Source organism: Planococcus sp. NCCP-2050 (assembly GCF_023708025.1).
In the GTDB taxonomy this organism is placed as follows: Bacteria; Bacillota; Bacilli; order Bacillales_A; family Planococcaceae; genus Planococcus.
Genome location: NZ_BRCX01000002.1, coordinates 45,185 through 66,450, shown reverse-complemented (window position 1 = coordinate 66,450; position 21,266 = coordinate 45,185). Strand labels below are relative to the sequence as shown.

Annotated in this window: 21 protein-coding genes; 16 read left to right on the top strand and 5 right to left on the bottom strand. The window is 45.8% G+C overall.

Annotated elements, in window-relative coordinates; translation table 11 throughout:
• Window positions 1–5: 5 nt before the first annotated feature.
• Window positions 6–1,301 carry an arsenic transporter gene (locus NFU07_RS09610; protein WP_251477388.1) on the top strand — a complete coding sequence of 432 codons (1,296 nt, stop codon included), beginning with the start codon at window positions 6–8 and terminating at the stop codon, window positions 1,299–1,301.
• 31 nt (window positions 1,302–1,332) lie between these two features.
• Here NFU07_RS09610 and NFU07_RS09605 read toward each other — a convergent pair whose 3' ends face one another.
• Window positions 1,333–2,136 (bottom strand): GNAT family N-acetyltransferase, encoded by an 804-nt coding sequence (locus tag NFU07_RS09605; RefSeq protein ID WP_235198145.1) that lies wholly within the window; start codon window positions 2,134–2,136, stop codon window positions 1,333–1,335.
• Between the two features lie 330 nt (window positions 2,137–2,466).
• On the opposite strand from NFU07_RS09605, the gene NFU07_RS09600 reads away from it, so the two are divergent.
• The 3 genes from NFU07_RS09600 to NFU07_RS09590 all read left to right on the top strand — a co-directional run bounded on the left by NFU07_RS09600 (window position 2,467) and on the right by NFU07_RS09590 (window position 6,016).
• Window positions 2,467–3,393 carry a manganese-dependent inorganic pyrophosphatase gene (locus NFU07_RS09600; RefSeq protein WP_251477384.1) on the top strand — a complete coding sequence of 309 codons (927 nt, stop codon included), beginning with the start codon at window positions 2,467–2,469 and terminating at the stop codon, window positions 3,391–3,393.
• Window positions 3,394–3,640: 247 nt separating this feature from the next.
• Entirely contained in the window at window positions 3,641–4,354 is a 714-nt protein-coding gene (locus NFU07_RS09595; protein ID WP_251477381.1) for a DsbA family oxidoreductase, read from the top strand.
• A 114-nt stretch (window positions 4,355–4,468) separates the two neighbouring features.
• Window positions 4,469–6,016, top strand: coding sequence for an FAD-dependent oxidoreductase (locus NFU07_RS09590; RefSeq protein WP_251477378.1), 1,548 nt, complete (start codon window positions 4,469–4,471; stop codon window positions 6,014–6,016).
• A 354-nt stretch (window positions 6,017–6,370) separates the two neighbouring features.
• On the opposite strand, the gene NFU07_RS09585 is transcribed toward NFU07_RS09590, so the two are convergent.
• A complete protein-coding gene (locus NFU07_RS09585) occupies window positions 6,371–6,892 on the bottom strand; it encodes a YceI family protein (protein WP_251477375.1) in 522 nt (173 codons plus the stop codon).
• Between the two features lie 251 nt (window positions 6,893–7,143).
• Here NFU07_RS09585 and murB point away from each other — a divergent pair, with 251 nt between their 5' ends.
• The 4 genes from murB to NFU07_RS09565 all read left to right on the top strand — a co-directional run bounded on the left by murB (window position 7,144) and on the right by NFU07_RS09565 (window position 11,299).
• A complete protein-coding gene (murB, locus tag NFU07_RS09580) occupies window positions 7,144–8,061 on the top strand; it encodes a UDP-N-acetylmuramate dehydrogenase (RefSeq protein WP_251477372.1) in 918 nt (305 codons plus the stop codon).
• A 165-nt stretch (window positions 8,062–8,226) separates the two neighbouring features.
• Window positions 8,227–10,584, top strand: coding sequence for a penicillin acylase family protein (locus tag NFU07_RS09575; protein ID WP_251477369.1), 2,358 nt, complete (start codon window positions 8,227–8,229; stop codon window positions 10,582–10,584).
• Window positions 10,585–10,619: 35 nt separating this feature from the next.
• Entirely contained in the window at window positions 10,620–10,973 is a 354-nt protein-coding gene (locus NFU07_RS09570) for a fluoride efflux transporter FluC (RefSeq protein WP_251477366.1), read from the top strand.
• Entirely contained in the window at window positions 10,970–11,299 is a 330-nt protein-coding gene (locus NFU07_RS09565) for a fluoride efflux transporter FluC (RefSeq protein ID WP_251477363.1), read from the top strand. Before NFU07_RS09570 ends, NFU07_RS09565 begins: the two co-directional genes overlap by 4 nt.
• A 41-nt stretch (window positions 11,300–11,340) precedes the next feature.
• On the opposite strand, the gene NFU07_RS09560 is transcribed toward NFU07_RS09565, so the two are convergent.
• Window positions 11,341–11,760 carry a universal stress protein gene (locus NFU07_RS09560; RefSeq protein WP_251477360.1) on the bottom strand — a complete coding sequence of 140 codons (420 nt, stop codon included), beginning with the start codon at window positions 11,758–11,760 and terminating at the stop codon, window positions 11,341–11,343.
• Window positions 11,761–11,773: 13 nt separating this feature from the next.
• Complete coding sequence (locus NFU07_RS09555) at window positions 11,774–13,237, bottom strand: SulP family inorganic anion transporter (RefSeq protein ID WP_251478223.1); 1,464 nt, start codon at window positions 13,235–13,237, stop codon at window positions 11,774–11,776.
• A gap of 172 nt (window positions 13,238–13,409) precedes the next feature.
• On the opposite strand from NFU07_RS09555, the gene NFU07_RS09550 reads away from it, so the two are divergent.
• From NFU07_RS09550 to NFU07_RS09540, 3 genes are read left to right on the top strand one after another with little or no spacing between them, the layout of a single operon-like run.
• Entirely contained in the window at window positions 13,410–13,781 is a 372-nt protein-coding gene (locus tag NFU07_RS09550) for an ArsR/SmtB family transcription factor (RefSeq protein ID WP_251477357.1), read from the top strand.
• On the top strand, window positions 13,759–15,828 hold the full coding sequence (locus NFU07_RS09545) for a heavy metal translocating P-type ATPase (protein WP_285835951.1): 2,070 nt from the start codon (window positions 13,759–13,761) through the stop codon (window positions 15,826–15,828). Before NFU07_RS09550 ends, NFU07_RS09545 begins: the two co-directional genes overlap by 23 nt.
• A 21-nt stretch (window positions 15,829–15,849) precedes the next feature.
• The gene (locus tag NFU07_RS09540) at window positions 15,850–16,971 is read left to right on the top strand and encodes a GNAT family N-acetyltransferase (protein WP_251477354.1); all 1,122 of its coding nucleotides are present in this window, start codon (window positions 15,850–15,852) and stop codon (window positions 16,969–16,971) included.
• A 45-nt stretch (window positions 16,972–17,016) separates the two neighbouring features.
• On the opposite strand, the gene NFU07_RS09535 is transcribed toward NFU07_RS09540, so the two are convergent.
• Window positions 17,017–17,172: a lmo0937 family membrane protein gene (locus tag NFU07_RS09535; protein ID WP_235198156.1), complete on the bottom strand. Its 156-nt coding sequence runs from the start codon at window positions 17,170–17,172 to the stop codon at window positions 17,017–17,019.
• 162 nt (window positions 17,173–17,334) lie between these two features.
• On the opposite strand from NFU07_RS09535, the gene mntR reads away from it, so the two are divergent.
• The 5 genes from mntR (at window position 17,335) to NFU07_RS09510 (ending at window position 20,981) form a co-directional block, all read left to right on the top strand.
• The gene (mntR, locus tag NFU07_RS09530; RefSeq protein WP_235198157.1) at window positions 17,335–17,757 is read left to right on the top strand and encodes a transcriptional regulator MntR; all 423 of its coding nucleotides are present in this window, start codon (window positions 17,335–17,337) and stop codon (window positions 17,755–17,757) included.
• Window positions 17,758–17,780: 23 nt separating this feature from the next.
• A complete protein-coding gene (locus NFU07_RS09525; RefSeq protein WP_251477350.1) occupies window positions 17,781–18,641 on the top strand; it encodes a CvfB family protein in 861 nt (286 codons plus the stop codon).
• A 53-nt stretch (window positions 18,642–18,694) separates the two neighbouring features.
• Window positions 18,695–19,582, top strand: a complete 888-nt coding sequence (locus tag NFU07_RS09520; RefSeq protein WP_251477347.1) for a DUF1002 domain-containing protein — start codon at window positions 18,695–18,697, stop codon at window positions 19,580–19,582.
• A 132-nt stretch (window positions 19,583–19,714) separates the two neighbouring features.
• The gene (locus tag NFU07_RS09515; RefSeq protein WP_251477343.1) at window positions 19,715–20,683 is read left to right on the top strand and encodes a ring-cleaving dioxygenase; all 969 of its coding nucleotides are present in this window, start codon (window positions 19,715–19,717) and stop codon (window positions 20,681–20,683) included.
• A gap of 16 nt (window positions 20,684–20,699) precedes the next feature.
• Window positions 20,700–20,981 carry a GNAT family N-acetyltransferase gene (locus tag NFU07_RS09510; protein WP_251477340.1) on the top strand — a complete coding sequence of 94 codons (282 nt, stop codon included), beginning with the start codon at window positions 20,700–20,702 and terminating at the stop codon, window positions 20,979–20,981.
• The last annotated feature ends 285 nt before the right edge of the window (window positions 20,982–21,266 follow it).

Sequence of the window (21,266 nt, the reverse complement as noted above, 5' to 3'; positions counted from 1 at the left end):
AGAACGTGGATGTTTGGTTAGCCGTATTTATTTTTATAGTCACCTTATTTTTTGTTATTGCCCAGCCGCGGAATTTATCAATCGGTTGGTCTGCGATGGCCGGTGCTGCAGTAGCTTTGCTTGTGGGAGTGGTTGACCTAGGCGATGTCTGGGACGTAACCGGCATCGTCTGGAATGCCACTTTGACATTCGTTGCGCTTATTATCATTTCCTTGATTTTGGACGAGGTTGGCTTCTTTGAATGGGCAGCATTGCATACAGCCAGATTCGCAAAAGGAAGCGGATTGCGCATGTTTTTCCTCGTCATTATCCTTGGAGCTGTGGTTTCAGCGTTATTTGCGAATGACGGGGCTGCACTGATCATCACGCCGATTGTCCTTGCGATGGTCCGGGCATTGAAATTCAAAGACGCGATGATCCTGCCGTTCATCATGGCTTCAGGATTCATTGCCGATACGGCATCGCTGCCGTTTGTTGTCAGCAACTTGGTCAATATCGTCTCTGCCGACTTTTTCGGCATCAGTTTTACGGAATACGCCATTCGAATGGTCGTCCCGAACTTCTTTAGCATTGGTGCGAGTATGCTTGTGCTATATCTTTACTTCCGGAAATCCATTCCGAAGCAATTCGATGCCAGTGCATTGAAAACACCCGCTTCGGCAATAAAAGATTTGAAAATGTTCCGTCTCGCTTGGGTGGTTTTGGCTATCTTGCTTGTCGGCTATTTCATCAGCGGGCCGCTTGAAATTCCCGTATCCATTATTGCGGGCGTCGTAGCTGTTATTTTCTTGGCGATTGCACGAAGAAGTGAAGCCGTACATACAAAAGCGGTATTAAAAGGTGCACCATGGGCGATTGTCTTTTTCTCTGTGGGAATGTATGTGGTGGTCTACGGTTTACGGAATGCGGGGCTTACGTCGGTACTGGCGACAGTGATTGAATGGACAGCGGGCCATGGCTTGTATGCAGCGACGATTGGCATGGGCTTTATCGCAGCACTTCTTTCATCTGTCATGAACAATATGCCAACCGTCATGATCGATGCATTGGCGATTTCTGAAACGAACACGACGGGGGCAGTAAGGGAAGCGTTGATTTATGCGAACGTCATCGGTTCAGATCTCGGGCCTAAAATCACGCCAATCGGCTCTCTCGCTACACTCCTATGGCTTCATGTTCTTAAAGTGAAAGGAGTGGAAATCAGTTGGGGCTATTATTTCAAAATTGGAATCATCTTGACGCTTCCGACTTTACTCATCACCTTGACCGGCCTGTATCTCTGGCTGACAATATTGCATTAAATAGAAAGAGGCTCGCGGATGCGAGCCTCTTTTAATCTAGGAATTTAGCTAAATACACTTCGTTCAAAGCTTGATCGTTAATGATCAAGGAATTTTTGCGCGTACCTTCTTTTACATAGCCGGCTTTATCGTAAAGTTTGCGGCCAGGAGTATTTCGTTCGACGACGGTGGTCTCGAGGCGGGTCACTCCTTTGGTTGCTGCCCATTCTTCGGCTTTCTCGAGCAGGGAAGTGGCAATTCCTTTTTTATGTGCGTGTTTTTGAATGCCTAATTCAAGAGATGCACGGTGGGCTGCGCGTTTTGCTTCATTGCCCATAATCATCAAATAGCCGACAGGTTCGCCGTTAAGGATTGCAATCAGGATGGTGGAATGGCCCTGCTGCTTCCAGTCGATAATTTGTTTGCGGACACTTTGAGTAGACTGGTGGCGCTCGTCTTTCCCATAAAGCATATATTCAGATTCCGCTTCTACAATTTTCTGCAATGTGATAAGAGAGCGGGCGTCCCCGTGGCCGGCAGAACGGATTAAGAGGATGTCTTCGTTTCTGTTATGGTGTTTTGAATGGCGGTCACCTGATGAGTCAATTTTTTCAAATCGGACAAAGCGGTTGGTTTCCACTTGGCTAACGTAATAGCCGGCATCCATCCAGGCATGAAAATGCTTAGCAGGCGGTTTTGTCTTCTTCCACCAGCTTTTATTCAGATAGGCGGCATTGGGCAATTGCTGCCCCATAATTTGTTCGATTTCTGTAAACGTCAACGTGATCACGGGATTAGAAGCAGATGAAAAATAGTCCGATAAAGGAATGTATTTTTTTTCCAGTAATATAGTCACAAAAAATTTCCCCTTTCTATTTTTATTGCTATAAGTTATGAGAATTATACCATTTGTCCTATTGGAATGTATATAATTTTTTAAATTTTATGAAATGAATTTTAAAATACCTATAAAAAGGTAAGAAATTGGATAATAGTAGGAATAAAATAGTCTAATTAGATTAACTAATTAGACAATTTAGAAATTTTTATTCCTTTTTTAAAAGATTCGTTGATATTTCCAAGAGAAAATATACAGAAAAATATCGATTATTTATTGTGTTTTGGCTCGACTTCTAAATGTGGTAAAATAAGCACGGAAACTAACATTTGATCAGGGGGCAAAATCATGTCAAACGTTTTTGTATTAGGCCATCAAAATCCAGATACGGATTCTATTTGTTCGGCTATTTCATATGCATACTTAAAAAAACAAATCGGTATGAACGCTGAGCCGATTCGCTTAGGCGATCTGAACAACGAAACCTTATTTGCATTGGAGAAATTCTCGGCGACTGAACCGCGTCTTGTAAAACGTGTTTCAGAAGAAGTGTCGCAAGTCATCCTCGTAGACCATAACGAGCGCCAACAGAGCGCTGAAGATATCGGAGAAGTACAGATTATTGAAGTGATCGACCATCACCGGATTGCGAATTTTGAAACGGTGGATCCACTTTACTTCCGCGCTGAACCAGTCGGATGCACAGCGACGATTCTTTTGAAATTGTTCAAGGAAAACGGCGTCGAAGTTCCGGCGGATATTGCAGGGCTTATGCTATCGGCGATTATTTCAGATTCTCTTTTGTTCAAATCACCGACTTGCACACCTCAAGACATAACAGCTGCAAAAGAACTGGCTGAAATTGCCGGAGTCGATGCTGCAGAGTACGGCTTAGCGATGTTAAAAGCAGGAGCGGATCTGAGCAATAAAACTTTGGAAGATTTGATGTCTTTGGATTCGAAAGAATTTGAAGCGGGCGATCACCGCTTTGAAGTGGCGCAAGTCAATGCCATTGATGTGAATGAAGTCATCGGCCGCCAAGCGGAGTTGGAAGTATTGATGGAGCAGGTCATTGCGAAAAAAGAATTGGACTTGTTTACGTTCGTGGTAACAGATATTTTAAACAATGATTCGGTAGCCATCGTTCTTGGCAAAAAAGCGGGAATCATTGAAGGGGCATTTAAATCAAGCGTGGTCGACAACCGTGTATTGCTGCCAGGTGTCGTTTCCCGTAAAAAACAGATCGTTCCGGTCATTACAGAAGCATTAAGCTGATCCCTTTAAGGGGTCAGTTTTTTTATTGGGGGCTGAACGGGTGCCGTCGCTTTTCGGTGTCCAGACTCCGGCGACCCAGCTCCTCGGGTCATAAGCCCGTTCAGCGATGCGGCAAAGAGCGCCGCTTCGCCGACCGTTCTTATGCCTGTCGGAGCTAAGCGGGTGCCGTCGCTTTTCAAGTGGCCATAGGCAAAAAAATTGAGGGTCTTGTTTTTCGTTGTTATAGTTATTTAAAGAGGTGGATATAATGAAAATCGAAATATGGTCAGATTACGTGTGCCCATTTTGCTACATAGGCAAACGAACACTTGAAAAAGCATTAAAACAAACTGGATTTGAGCCGCAAGCTGAAATTTCATTTAAAGCATATCAGTTAAACCCCGATACACCCGTTGATTCTACAGTTTCCACTTATGAGTCGCTGGCGAAAAAGATGGGGCAGACAGTAGAGCAAGCGAAGGAAATGACGAAAGGTGTAGCGCAGCACGCGCGCACTGTAGGTCTTGAATATAATTTCGATCAAATGGTCGAAGCCAATACAATGGCTGCCCACCGGCTGGTGAAATGGGCAGAAGAGAAAGGGAAAGCTCCTGAGCTCACTGAAAGTTTGCTCCATAATTATTTCATCGAAGCCAAAAATATCAGCAACGATGAAGTTTTATTAACTCTTATAGAAGAGGTCGGCTTGGACCGGACAGAAGCGAAGGAAGTCCTTGCATCTGATCTCTTTCTTCAGGAAGTGGAAGCAGATATTATGGAAGCCCGCCAAATTGGTGTTCAAGGGGTGCCATTCTTTGTGATTAACCGCAAATATGCCATTTCAGGCGCTCAGCCGCTAGAAGCATTTGTGGATTCTATCCGTCAAATCGCGGATGAAGAAGGCATACGCCCGGCATTAAAACCGATGGGCAAAAGCAAAACAAGCTATTGCACTGGCGATTCTTGTGAAATGAATGATTAAGCGGTTAGGGAACCCGGAAGCGAATATTGCTTCCGGGTTTTTTTGTGCTGATTAAGATCGTGAGGGAGGGGGTAGACAACTAATAAGCAAAATTACGGTTATAGGAGGATGGGCATGACACAAGAAGATAAGCAAAGCCGCGTTCCAGAAATGCCAAAATCATATTGGAGACAGTACAAAGATGTTCCTAGTTTTCCTGCGCTTCAAGCAAATGAATCCACAGACATCGGCATCGTTGGCGGAGGAATTGTAGGAATCATCAGCGCCTATTTATTGGCGAAAGCGGGAAAAAAGGTGACCTTGATTGATGCCGGGAAATTAATTGACGGTGTAACAGGCTATACAACTGCAAAAATTACGGCGCAGCATGGATTGTTTTATTTTCCATTAATCAAGCTTATCGGAGAAGAACAAGCAAAATTATATTACCAGGCGAATATGGATGGCCTGGACTTTATCGAAAAAACGGCTGCTGATTTGGATATCGATTGCGACTTTTCTCATCAGAACGCTTTTGTTTATGCCAATACGGCAATCGGCGCCAAGCTGGTTGAAAAAGAGGCGGAAGCCTACCAGCAGCTTGGAATTGACGGAGGCTTGGCAAAAGACGAAGTGGAACTTCCGTTTGAAGTTAAAGAAGCGGTTGTCATGCGCAATCAAGCGCAGTTCCACCCCGTAAAATTCCTGGCGAAGCTGGTCAGTGAAATCGAGCGTCTCGGCGGTACGATTTACGAACAGACGCGGGCTGTGAAAATACTGAGCAAAAACGATCCTGTCATCCAAACGGAGAATATGTCCCACTTGTCCTGCAATAAAGTCATCGTAGCCACCCATTACCCGTTCAATGACTTTGACGGCATGTATTTCTCACGCCTGTCGATTAGCCGCTCTTATGTAGTAGCAGCAAAAATCAATGGGGACGTGGCGAAAGATATGTATGTCAGCTGTGATATGCCGTCGCGTTCGCTGCGGTATGCTACGGATGAAAATGGCGAGAAATTGCTGTTGATTGGTGGAGACGGACATGCCACTGGCAAGAGCAAACCGCCGACAATGAAACATTACGAAAACTTGGAGAAATTCGGCGAAGAGCATTTTGGCATCAAGGAAATTCCGTATCGCTGGTCAGCCCAGGATTTAACAACCTTAGACAAAATTCCGTATATCGGTACGATTACGGCTGGATATGACAATATCCTGGTAGCGACCGGATTCCATAAATGGGGGATGTCAAACGGCGCCATTGCTGGTGTCATGCTGACAGACCAAGTTTTAGGGAAAGAAAATCCTTATGCAGCGCTGTTTAATCCGACGCGCACGAAGATGAAAGCGGTGGATGCTGCAAGCTTTATTAAAGACAATGCATCCGTTGCAAAAGAATTGGTAAAAGGCAAGTTGAAGATGCCGTCTAAAACGGTTGAGAACTTGCAGAACGATGAAGGCGGTTTGGTGAAAGTCGGCAACAAGAAAGCAGGCGGCTACCGCGACCAATACGGGCAAGTGCATTTAGTCAATACCACTTGTACGCATATGGGCTGCGAAGTCGGCTGGAATGATGCCGAACGTTCGTGGGATTGCCCGTGCCATGGTTCGCGCTTCTCGTATACAGGCGAGGTCCTTGAAGGGCCGGCAGTTAAACCGTTGAAAAAACTCGGAGATTAGAAAAAAGCGCAGACGCTCCAGAATTCTCTGGGTGTCTGCGCTTTTCTTATTGGCTAGTCTTCAGCGCCCGACGCTTGTTAGGGCTAAACGGCTGTTTCCGCTTTTCGTTGTCTAGACTCCAACAGCCAGGTTCTCGGAGCATAAGCCACCTCGGCTGTGCGGCTGAAAACCGCCGCTTCGCCAATTCGTCTTATGCCTTTCGAACCTGAACGGCTGTTTCCGCTTTTCGTTGTCCAGACTCCAACAGCCAGGTTCTCGGAGCATAAGCCAACTTGGCTGTGCGGCTGGAAATACGCCGCTTCGCCAATTCGTCTTATGCCTTTCGAACCTGAACGGCTGTTTCCGCTTTTCTGGTTACGCTGGGTTCGCTTCAAGTTCCAATGAAATCTTGATATCTTCGCCGACCAATACGCCGCCTGTTTCAAGTGCCTGGTTCCAAGTAAGGCCGAAATCTCTGCGGTTTACTTTGCCTTCAGCGCTGAAAGCTACAACTTCTTGGCCCCAAGGGTTAGTGCCTTTTCCGCCGTATTCAACTTCGAAAGTTACAGGGCGGGTTACACCTTTAATTGTAAGGTCGCCTGTCAATTCATATTCAGTGCCTTTTTTAGTGATGTCGTTTGCATTGAATTTGATTTCAGGGTAGGTTTCTGCATCAAAGAAATCAGCTGAACGCAAGTGGTTGTCGCGGTCTGCGTTATTTGTGTTAATGCTTGCTACATTGATTTTGAAATCGATCAAGGCACCGTTCAAATCTTCTTCATTCGCTTCTACTACTGCTTCGAAAGATTCGAACGAACCTTTTACTTTAGAGATCATCATGTGTTTTACTGAAAAGCCGATTTCTGAGTGTGCTGGGTCGATTGTCCATTTTTTCATTGTAAGTATTCCTCCTAAGAATGTAATAACTATGTGTAACTATATCCAACAATTATCTCGGTGTCAATTGTTTTTAAATTATTATTCTCGAATTCGAGATATTTTTTTCGTAGGAATGACTTTTTCTTTCGAATTATCAGTACTTTTTTTATTTATCATACTTTAGACCTTATCCTCAGGGTTTCGCTTGTCAAATTCCCAATAAAATCGGATACTTATAGAAGTTAAAGTTTAGAAGGGATTTGCGTGGAATGACGAAAGAAACATGGTTGAATGATCTGCGCCGTTTTTTGGCAGATGATCACGTGAAAATGGACGAACCGCTACACCTGCATACCTTAACGAGAATGGGTGGGCCAGCTGATATTTTTGTAGCACCAACGACTGAAGATGAAACGGCTTATACCGTGAAATATGCATATGAAAATAATATTCCTTTATTGCTGCTCGGAAATGGATCGAATATGGTGGTCCGCGACGGCGGCGTACGAGGCATTGTCTTGAACTTGAAGAGTTTGCACACGATCCGCATCGAAGGGACTACGGTTTACGCACAAGGCGGCGCGAATATTAAAGAAGTCTCGAAAGCGGCAGCTTCCAACCGATTGACGGGCTTGGAATTTGCATGCGGCATTCCGGGTTCCATCGGCGGTGCTATGGCTATGAATGCGGGAGCTTACGGTGGAGAGATCAAAGATGTGATTCGTAAAGCAATCGTATTGACTAAAGAAGGCGACAAGCTTGAGTTATCGAAAGAAGACTTGGAACTTGGCTATCGCAAGAGCATCATTACGAAAAAAGGCTATTATGTCTTATCGGCAGAATTCGAATTGGAATTCGGCAATCAGCTCGTCATTGATGCGAAAATGAGCGACTTGACGATGCAGCGTGAAACGAAGCAGCCTTTGGAATTTCCATCAGCAGGCAGTGTTTTCAAACGGCCGCCTGGAAACTTTGCCGGGAAACTGATACAAGAAAGCGGTTTGCAGGGAAAAGGATTCGGCGGAGCGGAAGTTTCAACGAAGCATGCCGGATTTATCGTCAATAAAAACAATGCAACGGCCAATGATTACATCAAGACGATTGAAATGGTCAAGTCTGCTGTCCGTGAAAAATTCGGAATCGATCTTGAGTTGGAAGTGAAAATTGTTGGTGAAGATATGGCATGATACGTAGAAAGCGTTAGATTGCTTTTGCGTTGAAAAGGAGTTGCCCCAAATTGATTTGGGGCAACTCCTTTTCTATTTGGGAATTTCTCGCTCGCCGTCATTTTATTAAAGGATTTTCATTTCGGCTGTCGAATAGACAAAGGTACAGAAAAGGGGGAAGGTCATATGGGGAAAAAGAGAAGATGGCTAAAGTGGGTGTTAGGGACAATTGGTGTACTTGCTTTGATCATTGTTGCAGCGTTGATTTTTGTAAACGTTTACATAGGAAAATCGGAAGCGGTAGTTGAAGGGAAGATGGCAGTAGAAATATTGGACGAAGACGTAACAGTCATCCGCGATGAAATTGGCGTCCCGCATATTGAAGCGGAAACGGACGCGGATTTATACCGGGCGCAAGGATATGTCCAAGCACAGGACCGCATGTTCCAAATGGATTTGTCGCGCCGGCAAGCAAGCGGACGCTTAGCGGAAGTGGTAGGGGCAGCTGCGGTTGATACAGATAAACGTTTCCGGACGTTCAGTTTGAGAAATGCCGCTGAAAAATCATGGGACGGCTACGGCGACGAAGCGAAACAAGTATTGGAATGGTTTGCAGAAGGCGTCAATGCATATATGGAAGAAGCAAAAGCGGAAGGTACATTAAGCTATGAGTTCGCTTTGCTTGGTTATGAACCGGAAGAATGGACGCCGCTTGATTCTCTGACAATCGGGAAGTACATGGCCTATGATTTAGGCGGACATTGGAATACGCTGGCGGTTCGCCACTGGGCGCTAAATGAATTTCCGGAAGACAAAGCAAAAGAATTGTTCATTACTTATCCGGATAATGCACCTTCAATTCTTGAAGCGAATAAAGAACAGCCGGTTAAAGTGGCAGGAGAATTCGATGCATCGGTCATTCCGCCTGAATTCAATGGCAGCAACAACTGGGTAGTGTCGGGAGACAAGACTGAGAGTGGGTTGCCGTTGCTTGCAGACGACCCGCATCTTGGATTGAGTACACCGTCCATTTGGTATCAAATGCATCTTCAATCACCAGAGCAAAATGTCAGCGGAGTGATCTTTGCCGGGATTCCTGGAATTATTCTCGGGCATAATGAAGAAATCGCCTGGGGTGTGACAAATGTTGGGCCGGATGTGCAAGACCTTTACATTGAAACCCCAAATCCGGAAGACTCGACGCAATTTCTTTATGAAGGGGAATGGGAGCAAGCGGAAGTGCGAGACGAAACAATCAGCGTGAAAGACGGAGAAGATGAAGCGTTCGAAGTAAAAGTGACGCGCCATGGACCGATTATCTCGCCTATTCTTTATAAAGAAGAAGATCCGGGGGCTGTGTTCTCCATGCAATGGACTGCTCTTGAGCCGACTTTGGAGCTTCAGGCAGTGCTCGGCTTCAACAAAGCTTCTAATTGGGAGGAATTCGAAACAGCATTGGAAGATTTCCAAGCACCCGCTCAAAACTTCGTCTTTGCTTCAACAGACGGGACGATTGCTTATAAAGCGAACGGACGCATTCCACTTCGAAAAACAGGGGATGGCCAATTGCCGGTTCCAGGAGATTCAGCTGACTACGGCTGGGATGGCTATGTGCCATTTGATGAATTGCCTACTTCGGTCAATCCGGAAAGCGGTTTTATCGCAACAGCCAACAATGAAGTCGTAGATGATTCCTACCCGCATCACATTACCGACTTCTGGGCGCAGCCTTATCGCTATGAACGGATTGCGGAAGTCTTAGAGGCGTCGGATGATTTGACGCCGGAAGATATGATGGAGCTGCAGATGGACCAAAAGAATTTATACGCAGCTGAATTTTTAGGCGACATGATTGCAGCGGTCCGAAAAGAAACGAAGGAATACGATTCACTTCTTGAAATGCTGGAAGCATGGGATCAAGTGGATAGCGCAGACCAAGCGGCACCGCTTGTTTTCCATAAATGGATGAAGCAATTGCCGGATACCATCTTAAAAGAAGCCTTTCCAGAAGACGTTTATGAAATGTTCGCAGGAAAAAACCACATCACCGATGAAATGATGAGGCAAGCATTCACCGGCAACGAAGGCGTGTGGGTGTCCGAATACGGCGGCGTTGAAAAATGGCTGACCGATGCTTTAGCGGAAAGCGTTGATGAAATCGAAGAGCAATTTGGAGATAAGTTCGAAGACTGGGAATGGGGCGATTACCACCAATTGACTTTCCCGCATCCGCTTGCAAGTGCTTCTCCGATATTTGCACAATTTTTAAATCCAGAACCAGTTGCAATTGGCGGGTCTAATATTACAGTTCAAGCAGCTGCGTTTGGAGAGGACGGCAAAGTGAATCACGGAGCCTCTTGGCGCTTCGTTGCCGATTTGAGTGATCTGACCGGAGCCTATCATATCGTTGGACCAGGGCTTAGCGGACATATGAAATCGGATTTCTACCATAACCAAGTGGATGACTGGGCAGAAGGCGACTATCATAGAACGGAAATCGAAGAGAAAGCAAAAGGAACAGAGTTAATTTTAACCGCCGATTAAGCTATACTGAAGAAAAACGATGCGAGGCGGTTGGAGTGAAAAGGTTTTTTGCAGTAGGCGTTGGCGGAATGCTCGGGGCGATGGCGCGTGCCGGGGTTTTCGAAGCCATTTCGTCAATGGCTGGACTATGGGCAGTCAACTTAATGGGAAGTTTTATCATAGGATACGCAGCTGCTCGTTTCCAAAAAAAATCTGCTGAATTCCGGCTGTTCCTTTCAACCGGTTTCGTTGGCTCTTTTACCACATTTTCAGCTTTTTCAGCCGAGTGGTTTAGCCTGCTCGAAAAACAGTACTTGCTTGGGATAGGATTTGCCCTCGTGATGACGGGAGCTTCTGTCTTGATGGCAGCAGGCGGACTGCTTGTTGGAAGGCGGGCGGTGGCGAATTGATCTCCATTGCAGCGGGCGGCTTTTTTGGAGCCATTGCCCGGTATGTTTTTTACCTTGCAGCAGAAAGCCATTCCAAACATCCAAAATGGGCGACATGGGCCGTCAACAGCCTTGGGTCTTTTTTGATCGGTTGGCTGCTCGGAAACGGCAGTTCATCCGCTTTTTGGCTCACCGGTTTTCTCGGGGCCTTCACGACATTTTCAACGATGGCACTCGATGCCGTTAAGGATATGGAAGATGGGAAGTGGCTGAGAGCTCTCGCGTATTTAAGCGCAACGTTGATCAGTGGGATTTTGCTGTTCAGCCTCGGCTATTTATTTTTATAGAAAAAAGGTCTTTCCGACTCAAAACCGGAAAGACCTTTTTCTTATTTCACGATGATGACAGGAGCTTGGACGCGTTTGGCCACTTTATGGCTGACGCTGCCGAGTACCATTTCCTGCAAGGCATTTAAACCGCGGCTGCCGATAAAAACGACATCATAGCCGGTTTCGTTGGCATGCTTTACGATGGTCGGCCCTGGCGTTCCGTGCAAAGTTTTCGTTTCGAACTGGACACCCGTGGAACGGAAAATATCTTCTAACGGCTGCAAATGTTTGCGGCGTTCGAGATGAAGTTCGTCCGGGCTCTGGGTATGGAGGATTTCATTGCGTGCTTTTCCGTAGTCGACGACATAGAGAAGCGTCACTTTTGCTCCCGGATTTGTTTTGGCCATTTTCACCGCTTCTTGCACGGCACGTTTTGAATGGTCCGAGCCGTCAGCGGCTACGAGAATTTTCTCATACATGTAAGATCCCCCCTTAATGCTGGCTGGCATTTCCTCTTGAATTTGCATAGGTAGCCAAGGTCTTAACCAATTTTTCACTGGATGGATTCAAACCGGTGATCTCAATCGATTTCGCTTTTGATTGAAGCCTGCCCATGACCCGGTCGATGGCGCCTACTCCGGAATCGTCCCAAATGGCAGCATCCGAGAAGTCGATGATGATGCGTTCAGCAGGTTCGATGGCATCAAAGGCTGAAACAAAATCCTGGGAAGAAGCAAAGAACAATTGGCCGTGTACGGTATAAACATTCGACGCGTCGGCATTCAATCCTTTATTTCGGACTTCAACCTTTGAAATTTTAGCAGCGAATAAAATCGCGCTTAATAGAACGCCGGCGAGTACCCCTTTGGATAAATCGTGTGTGTAGACAACAACAACCACCGTCAGCAGCATGACAATCGCGTCTGATTTTGGAGCAGTGACCATGTATTTAAACGAACCCCAATCAAAGGTTCCGATGCATACCATCACCATGATGCCGGCAAGCACGGGCATCGGAATTTGGACGACCCAATTGCCAAGGACGATGATCAGGAAAATCAGGACGACACCTGCAGTAAAAGTGGAAAGGCGTCCACGTCCGCCAGACTGGACATTAATGCCAGACTGGCCGATCATTGCACAGCCCGCCATCCCGCCGAAAAAGCCGGTGATGAAGTTAGCAATGCCTTGCCCGCGGGCTTCCTGGTTCTTATCGGAATCGGTTTCCGTTGCATCATCTAATATAGATGCCGTCAACAGCGATTCGAGCAGGCCGATAATCGACAATGCCAGGGCCGTCGGGAAAATGATCTGCAAAGTTTCAAGATTAAAAGGGACATCCGGGATAAAGAATGTTGGCAGGGATTGTGTGATCGTCCCTAAACTGCCGACATTCTGCATGTCGATTCCGGTATACATAACGATGCCGGACAATACCAATATGGCGATTAACGGTGCCGGAATGGCAGTGAAGAAACGAGGCAGGATATAAACGATTGCCAAAGTGACTCCAACAAAAATATAGGTGGTCATATTAATGCCGAAAATGAACGGCACTTGTGCCATGAAGATGAGGATAGCGAGCGAATTCACGAAACCGATCATTACGGCCCTCGGGATAAACTTCATGAAGCGGGCGATCTTCAAAAAGCCGAAGATTACTTGCAGCACGCCGGTTAAAATAGTCGCGGCCAGTAAATAGTCGAGGCCGTGGTCACGGACGAGCGTGACCATGGCGAGGGCCATCGCACCCGTGGCTGCAGAAATCATGGCAGGCCTGCCGCCGACAAAAGCGATAATGACCGCAATCGAGAACGAAGCATAGAGGCCGACCATCGGATCGACACCAGCGATGATGGAGAAGGCGATGGCTTCAGGTATTAAAGCAAGGGCAACGACAATGCCGGAAAGAATATCTGCGCGGATATTGCCGAACCACTGCTCTTTATAAGACATGGTTTTCAAAATTCCACTTCCTTTATAAAATTCGTTTAGCATCTGCAAACAATAGCATTTTTTCGAAAAACCGTAAATAGGAGTCATTCAAATATTCGTTTGATTATTATTGTCCGAAGATTTATACTACAAGTAACAATCAAAGCAAGATTTGAATGAAGGTGGGATCGCGATGAAAGAAATTTGTGAAGTGACAAAAGTCCATCCGGAAGTGGTGGACAATGTTCAAAAATACATGCCGGATTTATCCGAAGTCGTCAATCTATTTAAAGCGTTGGCCGATGAAACACGCTTGAATATCGCCTATGCCTTAACGATCGAAGAAGAAATGTGCGTCTGCGATATTGCAGCAGTCATCGGCTCTTCAACAGCGACTGCTTCCCACCATCTAAGATATTTGAGAGAACGGGGATTGGCGAAATCCTTGCGCAAAGGCAAGCAAGTCTATTATTCCTTGTCGGACCGCCACGTTCACCAACTCGTGACCATTGCCCATGAACATGCGAAAGAAGGTGCAGAGCATGCAGAAGACATACCGTCTTGAAAACTTATCGTGCACAAGCTGCGCTGCCAAATTCGAAAAAAATGTACGGGAACTTCCTGATATTAAAAATGTCACTTTAAACTTTGGCGCTTCTAAATTGACGGTGGATGGCAATGTTTCCATTGAAGCATTGGAAAAAGCGGGTGCATTCGACCATATCCGTGTTTTTCCGGAAAAAGAGAAAGCCGTGCATACGCCATTCTATAAACGGCGCCAAACTATCGAAGCCGCTATTTCCTTTATCTTGCTAATCATTGGAACAGTGATTTCTTTCCAGGCTTCTGAAACACATCCGGCAGCGATCGGATTGTTCGGTGCTTCTATTTTAGTCGGAGGCTATCAGATGTTCTGGACAGGATTGCAAAATTTAACGAAATTGCAATTTGATATGAAAACATTAATGACCATAGCGATCATTGGTGCCGTAATCATTGGCGAATGGCGGGAAGGGGCGGTCGTAGTCTTCTTGTTTGCAGTCAGTGAAGCATTAGAAGCCTTTTCCATGAATAAAGCCCGCCAGTCGATTCGAGGATTGATGGATTTGGCACCGGCAAGAGCGTTGATCCAGCGCCAAGGCGAGCTGCTTGAACTGGATACGGAAGATATTCGCATCGGCGATATCCTGATCGTCAAACCAGGGCAGAAAATTGCCATGGATGGAACTGTGCTCCGCGGCACCAGTTCTGTGAATCAGGCAGCCATTACAGGAGAATCGATTCCAGCGGATAAGCAGCCGGGAGACGAAGTGTTTGCAGGAACCTTAAATGAAGAAGGTGCACTGGAAGTTACGGTGACCAAACGGGTGGAAGATACCACGATTGCTAAAATCATTCATTTAGTGGAAGAAGCGCAGGCAGAAAAAGCGCCTTCCCAAAAGTTCGTCGACCGTTTTGCGAAATATTATACGCCGGCCATCATTGCCATCGCTTTTTTAGTGGCGATCATTCCAAGCCTCCTCACGGGCAACTGGGAGTTGTGGGTTTACCAAGGGCTTGCAGTCCTTGTGGTCGGCTGCCCGTGTGCATTAGTTGTTTCGACGCCAGTAGCCATCGTTACGGCTATCGGGAATGCTGCACGGCAAGGTGTTCTCGTAAAAGGCGGCATCCACTTGGAAGAGACCGGCCATATCAAGGCCATTGCATTTGATAAAACGGGCACGTTGACGAAAGGCTATCCGGAAGTGACGGATGTCTTTGCAAAAGAATCGTATTCAAAGGAAGAAGTCTTGAAAATCGCGGCCGCAGTTGAAACGATGTCGCAGCATCCTTTAGCGCGTGCCATCCTTGATGAAGCGGGCGAAGCCTATCCTTCCGAAGGGTTTGGGTCGGTGACAGGGAAAGGTGCTCATGCAGTCGTTAAGGGAGTGCGAGTCCACGTAGGAAGCTTTACTTGGACAGAAGAATTCGGCTTTAAGATTCCTTCGAGTTACCGAAAGTTGCAGGAATCTGGAAAATCAGTCGTTGCGGTCTTTTCGGAAAAAGAATTGATCGGTGCGGTGGCTGTGGCGGACGCTATCCGAAACGAAAGCCCGGAAATCATCCGCCAGTTGAACGCAATGGGCATTGAGAGAACCATCATGCTGACAGGCGATCATCCTGCAACAGCCGAAGCGATCGCAGCTCAAATCGGTGTCACGGATGTACGTGCCGGATTAATGCCGGAAGATAAATTAGCTGCCATCAAAGAACTCCAGCTAACTCATGGCCGGGTTGCCATGGTCGGAGATGGAGTCAATGATGCACCTGCGCTAGCAGCCTCGACGATCGGCATTGCCATGGGCGGCGCCGGGACAGATGCGGCTTTGGAAACAGCTGATATTGCTTTAATGGCCGATGATTTAGAAAAACTGCCCTATACAATTCGACTCAGCCGAAAGACTTTGCGTATAATAAAGGAAAATATTATTTTTGCATTAGGTTTAAAAATTATTGCTTTGCTTTTAATCATTCCAGGGTGGCTGACATTATGGATTGCCATCTTTGCAGACATGGGCGCGACGCTTCTCGTTATCCTCAATGCGCTGCGTTTAGTCAAGATTCAAAAGTAAACGAACATGGGGGACAAAGTGTTGAAGCTGACAGAATGGACGATGGAAGAACAAGAACAATTAATTGAATTTATGACCACTAACTCATGGCCGTTCCACGGCATTGAACATCCTGTCCGGGAATTGATCGAGAAGACGATTGAAGAAGGCGGATATAAATCAGACCAAGTCAGAACGTTCTGGATTGAAAATGATGAGGGGCAGCAAGTGGGGGTCGTGAAGATTTTCGATTTGCAGGATGACATTCCGCTATTCGATTTGCGGATTGCTGATCCATATCGCGGGAAAGGCTATGGCCCAAAGGCCTTGAAATTGATTGCTGATTTCGTCTTCTCTTTGCCTGAAAAGAAAATCCGTCTGGAAGGCAACACGCGCCATGATAACTTTGCGATGAGAAAAGCATTTGAGCGGACCGGTTTCGTAAAAGAGGCGCATATTCGCCAAACCTGGTTTTCGCCGAGAGAAAACCGCTATTACGATGCGGTGACTTACGGCATGACGAGAGAAGATTGGGAAGCGGGCATCACGACGCCAGTCCATTGGGATGATGCACTCGTAGAAGAAAAGAAATCTCAATTCAATCCGGTTCTGTTTCAATTTCCAGACCAATTCGAGTCGGAACGCTTAATCATCCGTAAGCCGAAAAGAGAAGATGCGGCGCTCAGCTATGAAGCGGTCATGCGCTCGCTTGCTTCACTGCGGCCGTGGATGCCATTTGCCCAGAAAAAGCCGGTACTTTCTGAAATGGAAGCAAACTTGGTGGAAGCAGAAGCGGACTTTATGCTCCGCAAAGATTTACGCCTGCATTTCTTTTCGAAAGAAACGGGCGAATTCATCGGTTCGTCAGGGCTTCACCGCATCAATTGGGATGTCCGCAAATTTGAAATCGGCTATTGGGTTGATAATCGCTTCGAAGGCAAAGGCTATGTAACAGAAGCGGTAGAGCGCATTACCCGTTTTGCTTTTGAAGAGTTGGAAGCCAATCGCGTCGAGATTCGCTGCGATCCTGACAATGTCCGGAGCCGTGCAGTCGCTGAACGTTTGAACTTCGAACTTGAAGGCATCCTTCGCAACGACACCCTTTCAAAAGTGAGCAACAAATTGCGCGACACATGCGTTTATGCAAAAATCCGGAAACAATAAAAAAAGCTGAGGACAATTGTCCTCAGCTTTTTTTATTCACTTAGGCTATATGCCTTTTCTTCCAGAAATCAAGTTAATGACTAAAATGATAGCTGCGATGATAAGAAGAATGTGGATCAATCCACCAGCGACGTCCATTAAGAATCCAACTAACCAAATTACAATAATAACTGCTAAAATAATCCAAAGAATACGTCCCATGTTCCTCACCTAACCTTTCTATGTCGATAGTATTAAGTACCCCCAAAATACACAGCCCAAACATGCAGAAAATTGAATTACTACTGGATTGCCGGAAGCTCAGTTGTTTAGCGGGTTGGGGTATAGTAAACTGAAGAGAGTCATGTTAGGGAGGAACGAATTTTGCCTACTCCAAGTATGGAAGACCACATTGAAATCATTTATTCATTAATAGAACAAAAAGGATATGCCCGAGTGTCGGATATTGCAGAAGCTTTGTCAGTTTTGCCTTCATCTGTCACCAAGATGGTGCAAAAACTTGATAAAGATGGGTACTTAATTTATGAGCGTTACCGGGGGCTTATGTTGACGCCGCGCGGCCAGAAACTTGGAAAACGACTTGTGAAGCGCCATGATTTATTGGAACAGTTCCTTCGGTTGATCGGAGTCGAGGAAGAACGGATCTACGGCGATGTAGAAGGCATCGAGCATCACTTAAGCTGGAATTCCATTAATCGAATCGCTGATTTGGTTCAAGTGCTGGAAGAAGATCCGGCATTGCTCCAGAAACTTGAAAAACTAAAAAACGACCAAAAAGAAAACTAAGTTGAATTTAAGGAGGCTGCATGATGGCATTGCATCCAGGAGAAAAAACCACATTACGCATTATTGACCGTTCAAGCTCCCAGTGGGTCTTGACGAATAGTTCGGGTGATGAGGTATTGATGAACGCATCAGAGATCGAAGAAGGGCAAGAAATCGGTGAGGAAATTGAGGTATTCCTTTTCCGCAACCGGCAAGGCGGTGTTTCCGCTACTCCGATGATTCCCCATATTTTACCGAGCATTTACGGCTGGGCGAAAGTATTGAAAGTATCGAGACGTGAAGGACTGGTCGTTGATATCGGGACTTCCCGGGAAGTTTACGTGCTTCCGGAAGACCTTCCACAAATCGAAGAATTGTGGCCGCAGCAAGGTGACCATATCTTCATGACCTTGCGTACGGACCGCTATGGCGATTTATACGGACGTTTGGCAACAGAAGAGAAAATCGGCGAATTATACGTACCGGCTCCAACTTCTGTTTTCAATGAAAACATTCAAGCACGTGCTTATCGTTTGTTGCCAGTCGGCACATTCATGCTTTCAGTGCCTGAAATGTATCGGATTTTCGTCCATGAATCGGAAAGAGAAGAAGAACCGCGTTTAGGCGAAGAAAAAACCGTGCGCATCATCGGCATAAAAGACGATGCGACATTGAACGGTTCATTGCTTCCGCGTAAACAAGAGCGCCTATCAGACGATGCACAGAAAATTATGGATTTCCTAGATGAGTCTGGCGGGCAAATGCCGTTCACAGATAAATCGACTCCAGATGAAATCCAGGAAATTTTCGGCATGAGCAAAGCGGCATTCAAACGCGCGCTCGGCAGACTGTACAAAGAACGCAAAATCATCCAGGAAGACGGATGGACCAAATTAATACGTTAACGCAACCTTTTCAAATTAAAAGCGTATTAATTTGTGGAAGGGGGCAATAAATTATGAAGAAAATAATTCCAGTACTATCATCTATATTAGCACTGTCACTTATGCTGCCAAGCATCGGTTCTGCGAATGTCGGCATCAACGAAAAATTCGGTTTGCCGATCGTCGTCTATGGAGGCAATCTATCTGAAGCTGAAAAAGAAAGTGTCGCGGAAAGCCTGGATGTAGCCGGTGAAGCAGACGTGGAAGAAATCGAAGTGACCGGCCAAGACCTGATTACTTACATTAAAGACGGGGATTCACGTGCGAATATGTATTCTTCGGCAAAAATCACCCGCAAAGATGCTGGGGAAGGTTTGGTTATCCAAATCGTTACGCCGGATAATATCACACAAGTAACAACAGAAATGTACGCGAATGCCATGCTGACTGCAGGCATTGAAGATGCAACAGTTGAAGTTGCTGCTCCAAAAGCGGTGACGGGCCATTCAGCGCTCGTCGGCATTTATAAAGCTTACGAAGTGAACGGCGAAGAATTGGATCCTGAACGGACAGATGTTGCTAATGATGAATTGACAGTAGCGACAGAACTTGCTGATAGCGGAGTTGAAGACGCAAAAGTAAGTGAGCTTTTGACAGAGATCAAAAAACAGATCGCTGAACAAAATCCGGCTACCCGTGAAGAAGTGGAAAAAATTGTCGAAGATCAATTGACGAAGCTTCAAATCGAGTTAAGCCCGGAAGACCGCAAATTGTTGACGGATCTAATGGATCGCATCCGTAAACTGGATATCGACTTTTCCAAATGGTCGACTCAATTGGAAGACTTGAGCAAAACCATTGAAGACAAAATTGGCACAATCGTCAATGACGAAGGTTTTTGGCAAAGCGTGAAAAGCTTCTTTCAAAAACTGGCGGATTCTGTCCGTGGATGGTTTAACTAATTCAAACGAACAGCCAGGCAGTAAATTGCCTGGCTGTTTTTATTTTGAGCCGGTTCAGTTGCAGCTCAGAAGAAGCGGTGATAGAATAAATTAAATATCTCGAATTCAAGATAATTAAAGGAGGAAGAAATAATGAAACTAGAAGGCATTCACCACGTTTCCGCAATTACCGCAAATGCGGATAAGAACCATGATTTCTTTACACGGATTTTAGGCATGCGTTTAGTGAAGAAGAGTGTTAATCAGGATTCGACTTCGTCTTATCATTTGTTTTATGCCGATGCAGTAGGGACTCCTGGAACTGATATGACGTACTTTGATATTCCGATGGCAGGCCGCACCTATCCTGGTGTTTCTTCCATCAGCAATACTGCCTTGCGAATCAAGAATGAAGCGGCGCTCACGTATTGGGTCGAACGTTTTGATCGCTACGGCGTCCCGCATGGCGAAGTGGAAGAAATTTTTGGACGGCCATCCCTGACTTTCCAAGACTTTGAAGGATCCCGTCTGATGCTGGTAGTGGATGACGGAAAAGGAATCGAATACGGCATTCCTTGGACGAAAGCGGGAATTCCGGAAGAATATGCGATTGTCGGTTTAGGGCATGTTCGGTTGACTGTCCGCAAAAATGGCAAGACAGCAGCTGTGTTAAGCGACATCTTAGGATTTGAGCAAATTGGCTCTTATCCGTCAAAAATAGAAGGAATGAAAGATATTTTGGTGTTTTCAACAGGAAAAGGAGGGCCGGCTGGCGAAGTACACTTAGAGGAACGGACAGATTTGCCGCCTGAACGTCCTGGGAGAGGAAGCGTCCATCACGTCGCTTTCCGTGTGAAAACGTATGAAGAGTACAGCAAGTGGAACGCTTACTTGCGCTCAAATGGCTTTATGACTTCAGGTGAAGTAGATCGCTATTATTTCAAAGCCATCTATTTCCGTGAGCCGAATGGCATTCTTTTTGAATTGTCGACGGATGAACCGGGCTTTGCTACAGATGAGCCATTGGAAACTTTGGGAGAGACGCTTGCTTTGCCGCCGTTTCTTGAGCCCAAACGGGCTGAAATCGAAGCATCGTTGCGTCCGTTGTCTATCAATCAATAAGTAGGGGGAGAAAAATATGGAATTTCAGCTAGTAGAATTGGGAAATGATGAATTCGCTTATCGCCAGGAAGAAGCGGGAATGCTTAAGGCGGAAATTACATGGACGGAACTGGCGAATGTCATGGTGATTGAGCATACTTTTGTAGATGAATCGATGCGCAACCAAGGCATTGCGAAAAAATTGCTTGATCGCGCGGCCGACTATGCCCGTGAACATAATTACAAAATGGAGCCGGTTTGTTCGTATGCAGTTGTTGCATTCGACCGCTATAAAGACTACGATGATGTGAAAATTTAAGCATACAAAAAGCAATCCTCTTCGATTTCGAGTGGATTGCTTTTGCTATGTTGCCAATATGTAGTTTTCCATCCTCATCCTCCGTATTATAGGCTTGTCATAAAGAAAACAATAGCAGTTAAAACAGAAGCGCCGCCAATTCCATACATAAAGTCTGCTTGATTAAAAATTAACTTCTTTTCCATTAATTTCATCTCCTTTAAAATCTTTGTTAATAATTAACTACCCCTATCACAAAAGCTTAAACAGGTTTTATTAATATTAATCAGGGAAACTGTTTAAAGA

Bases quoted from the DNA above. Each gene is read 5' to 3' on its own strand.
- NFU07_RS09525 (WP_251477350.1), top strand. From the start codon at position 17,781: ATGGCATTGCATCCAGGAGAAAAAACCACATTACGCATTATTGACCGT.
- NFU07_RS09560 (WP_251477360.1), bottom strand. From the start codon at position 11,760: ATGTATGAGAAAATTCTCGTAGCCGCTGACGGCTCGGACCATTCAAAA.
- NFU07_RS09555 (WP_251478223.1), bottom strand. From the start codon at position 13,237: ATGTCTTATAAAGAGCAGTGGTTCGGCAATATCCGCGCAGATATTCTT.
- NFU07_RS09550 (WP_251477357.1), top strand. From the start codon at position 13,410: ATGAAAGAAATTTGTGAAGTGACAAAAGTCCATCCGGAAGTGGTGGAC.
- NFU07_RS09545 (WP_285835951.1), top strand. From the start codon at position 13,759: ATGCAGAAGACATACCGTCTTGAAAACTTATCGTGCACAAGCTGCGCT.
- NFU07_RS09600 (WP_251477384.1), top strand. From the start codon at position 2,467: ATGTCAAACGTTTTTGTATTAGGCCATCAAAATCCAGATACGGATTCT.
- NFU07_RS09585 (WP_251477375.1), bottom strand. From the start codon at position 6,892: ATGAAAAAATGGACAATCGACCCAGCACACTCAGAAATCGGCTTTTCA.
- NFU07_RS09520 (WP_251477347.1), top strand. From the start codon at position 18,695: ATGAAGAAAATAATTCCAGTACTATCATCTATATTAGCACTGTCACTT.
- NFU07_RS09515 (WP_251477343.1), top strand. From the start codon at position 19,715: ATGAAACTAGAAGGCATTCACCACGTTTCCGCAATTACCGCAAATGCG.
- NFU07_RS09535 (WP_235198156.1), bottom strand. From the start codon at position 17,172: ATGGGACGTATTCTTTGGATTATTTTAGCAGTTATTATTGTAATTTGG.
- NFU07_RS09595 (WP_251477381.1), top strand. From the start codon at position 3,641: ATGAAAATCGAAATATGGTCAGATTACGTGTGCCCATTTTGCTACATA.
- NFU07_RS09510 (WP_251477340.1), top strand. From the start codon at position 20,700: ATGGAATTTCAGCTAGTAGAATTGGGAAATGATGAATTCGCTTATCGC.
- NFU07_RS09575 (WP_251477369.1), top strand. From the start codon at position 8,227: ATGGGGAAAAAGAGAAGATGGCTAAAGTGGGTGTTAGGGACAATTGGT.
- NFU07_RS09590 (WP_251477378.1), top strand. From the start codon at position 4,469: ATGACACAAGAAGATAAGCAAAGCCGCGTTCCAGAAATGCCAAAATCA.
- murB (WP_251477372.1), top strand. From the start codon at position 7,144: ATGACGAAAGAAACATGGTTGAATGATCTGCGCCGTTTTTTGGCAGAT.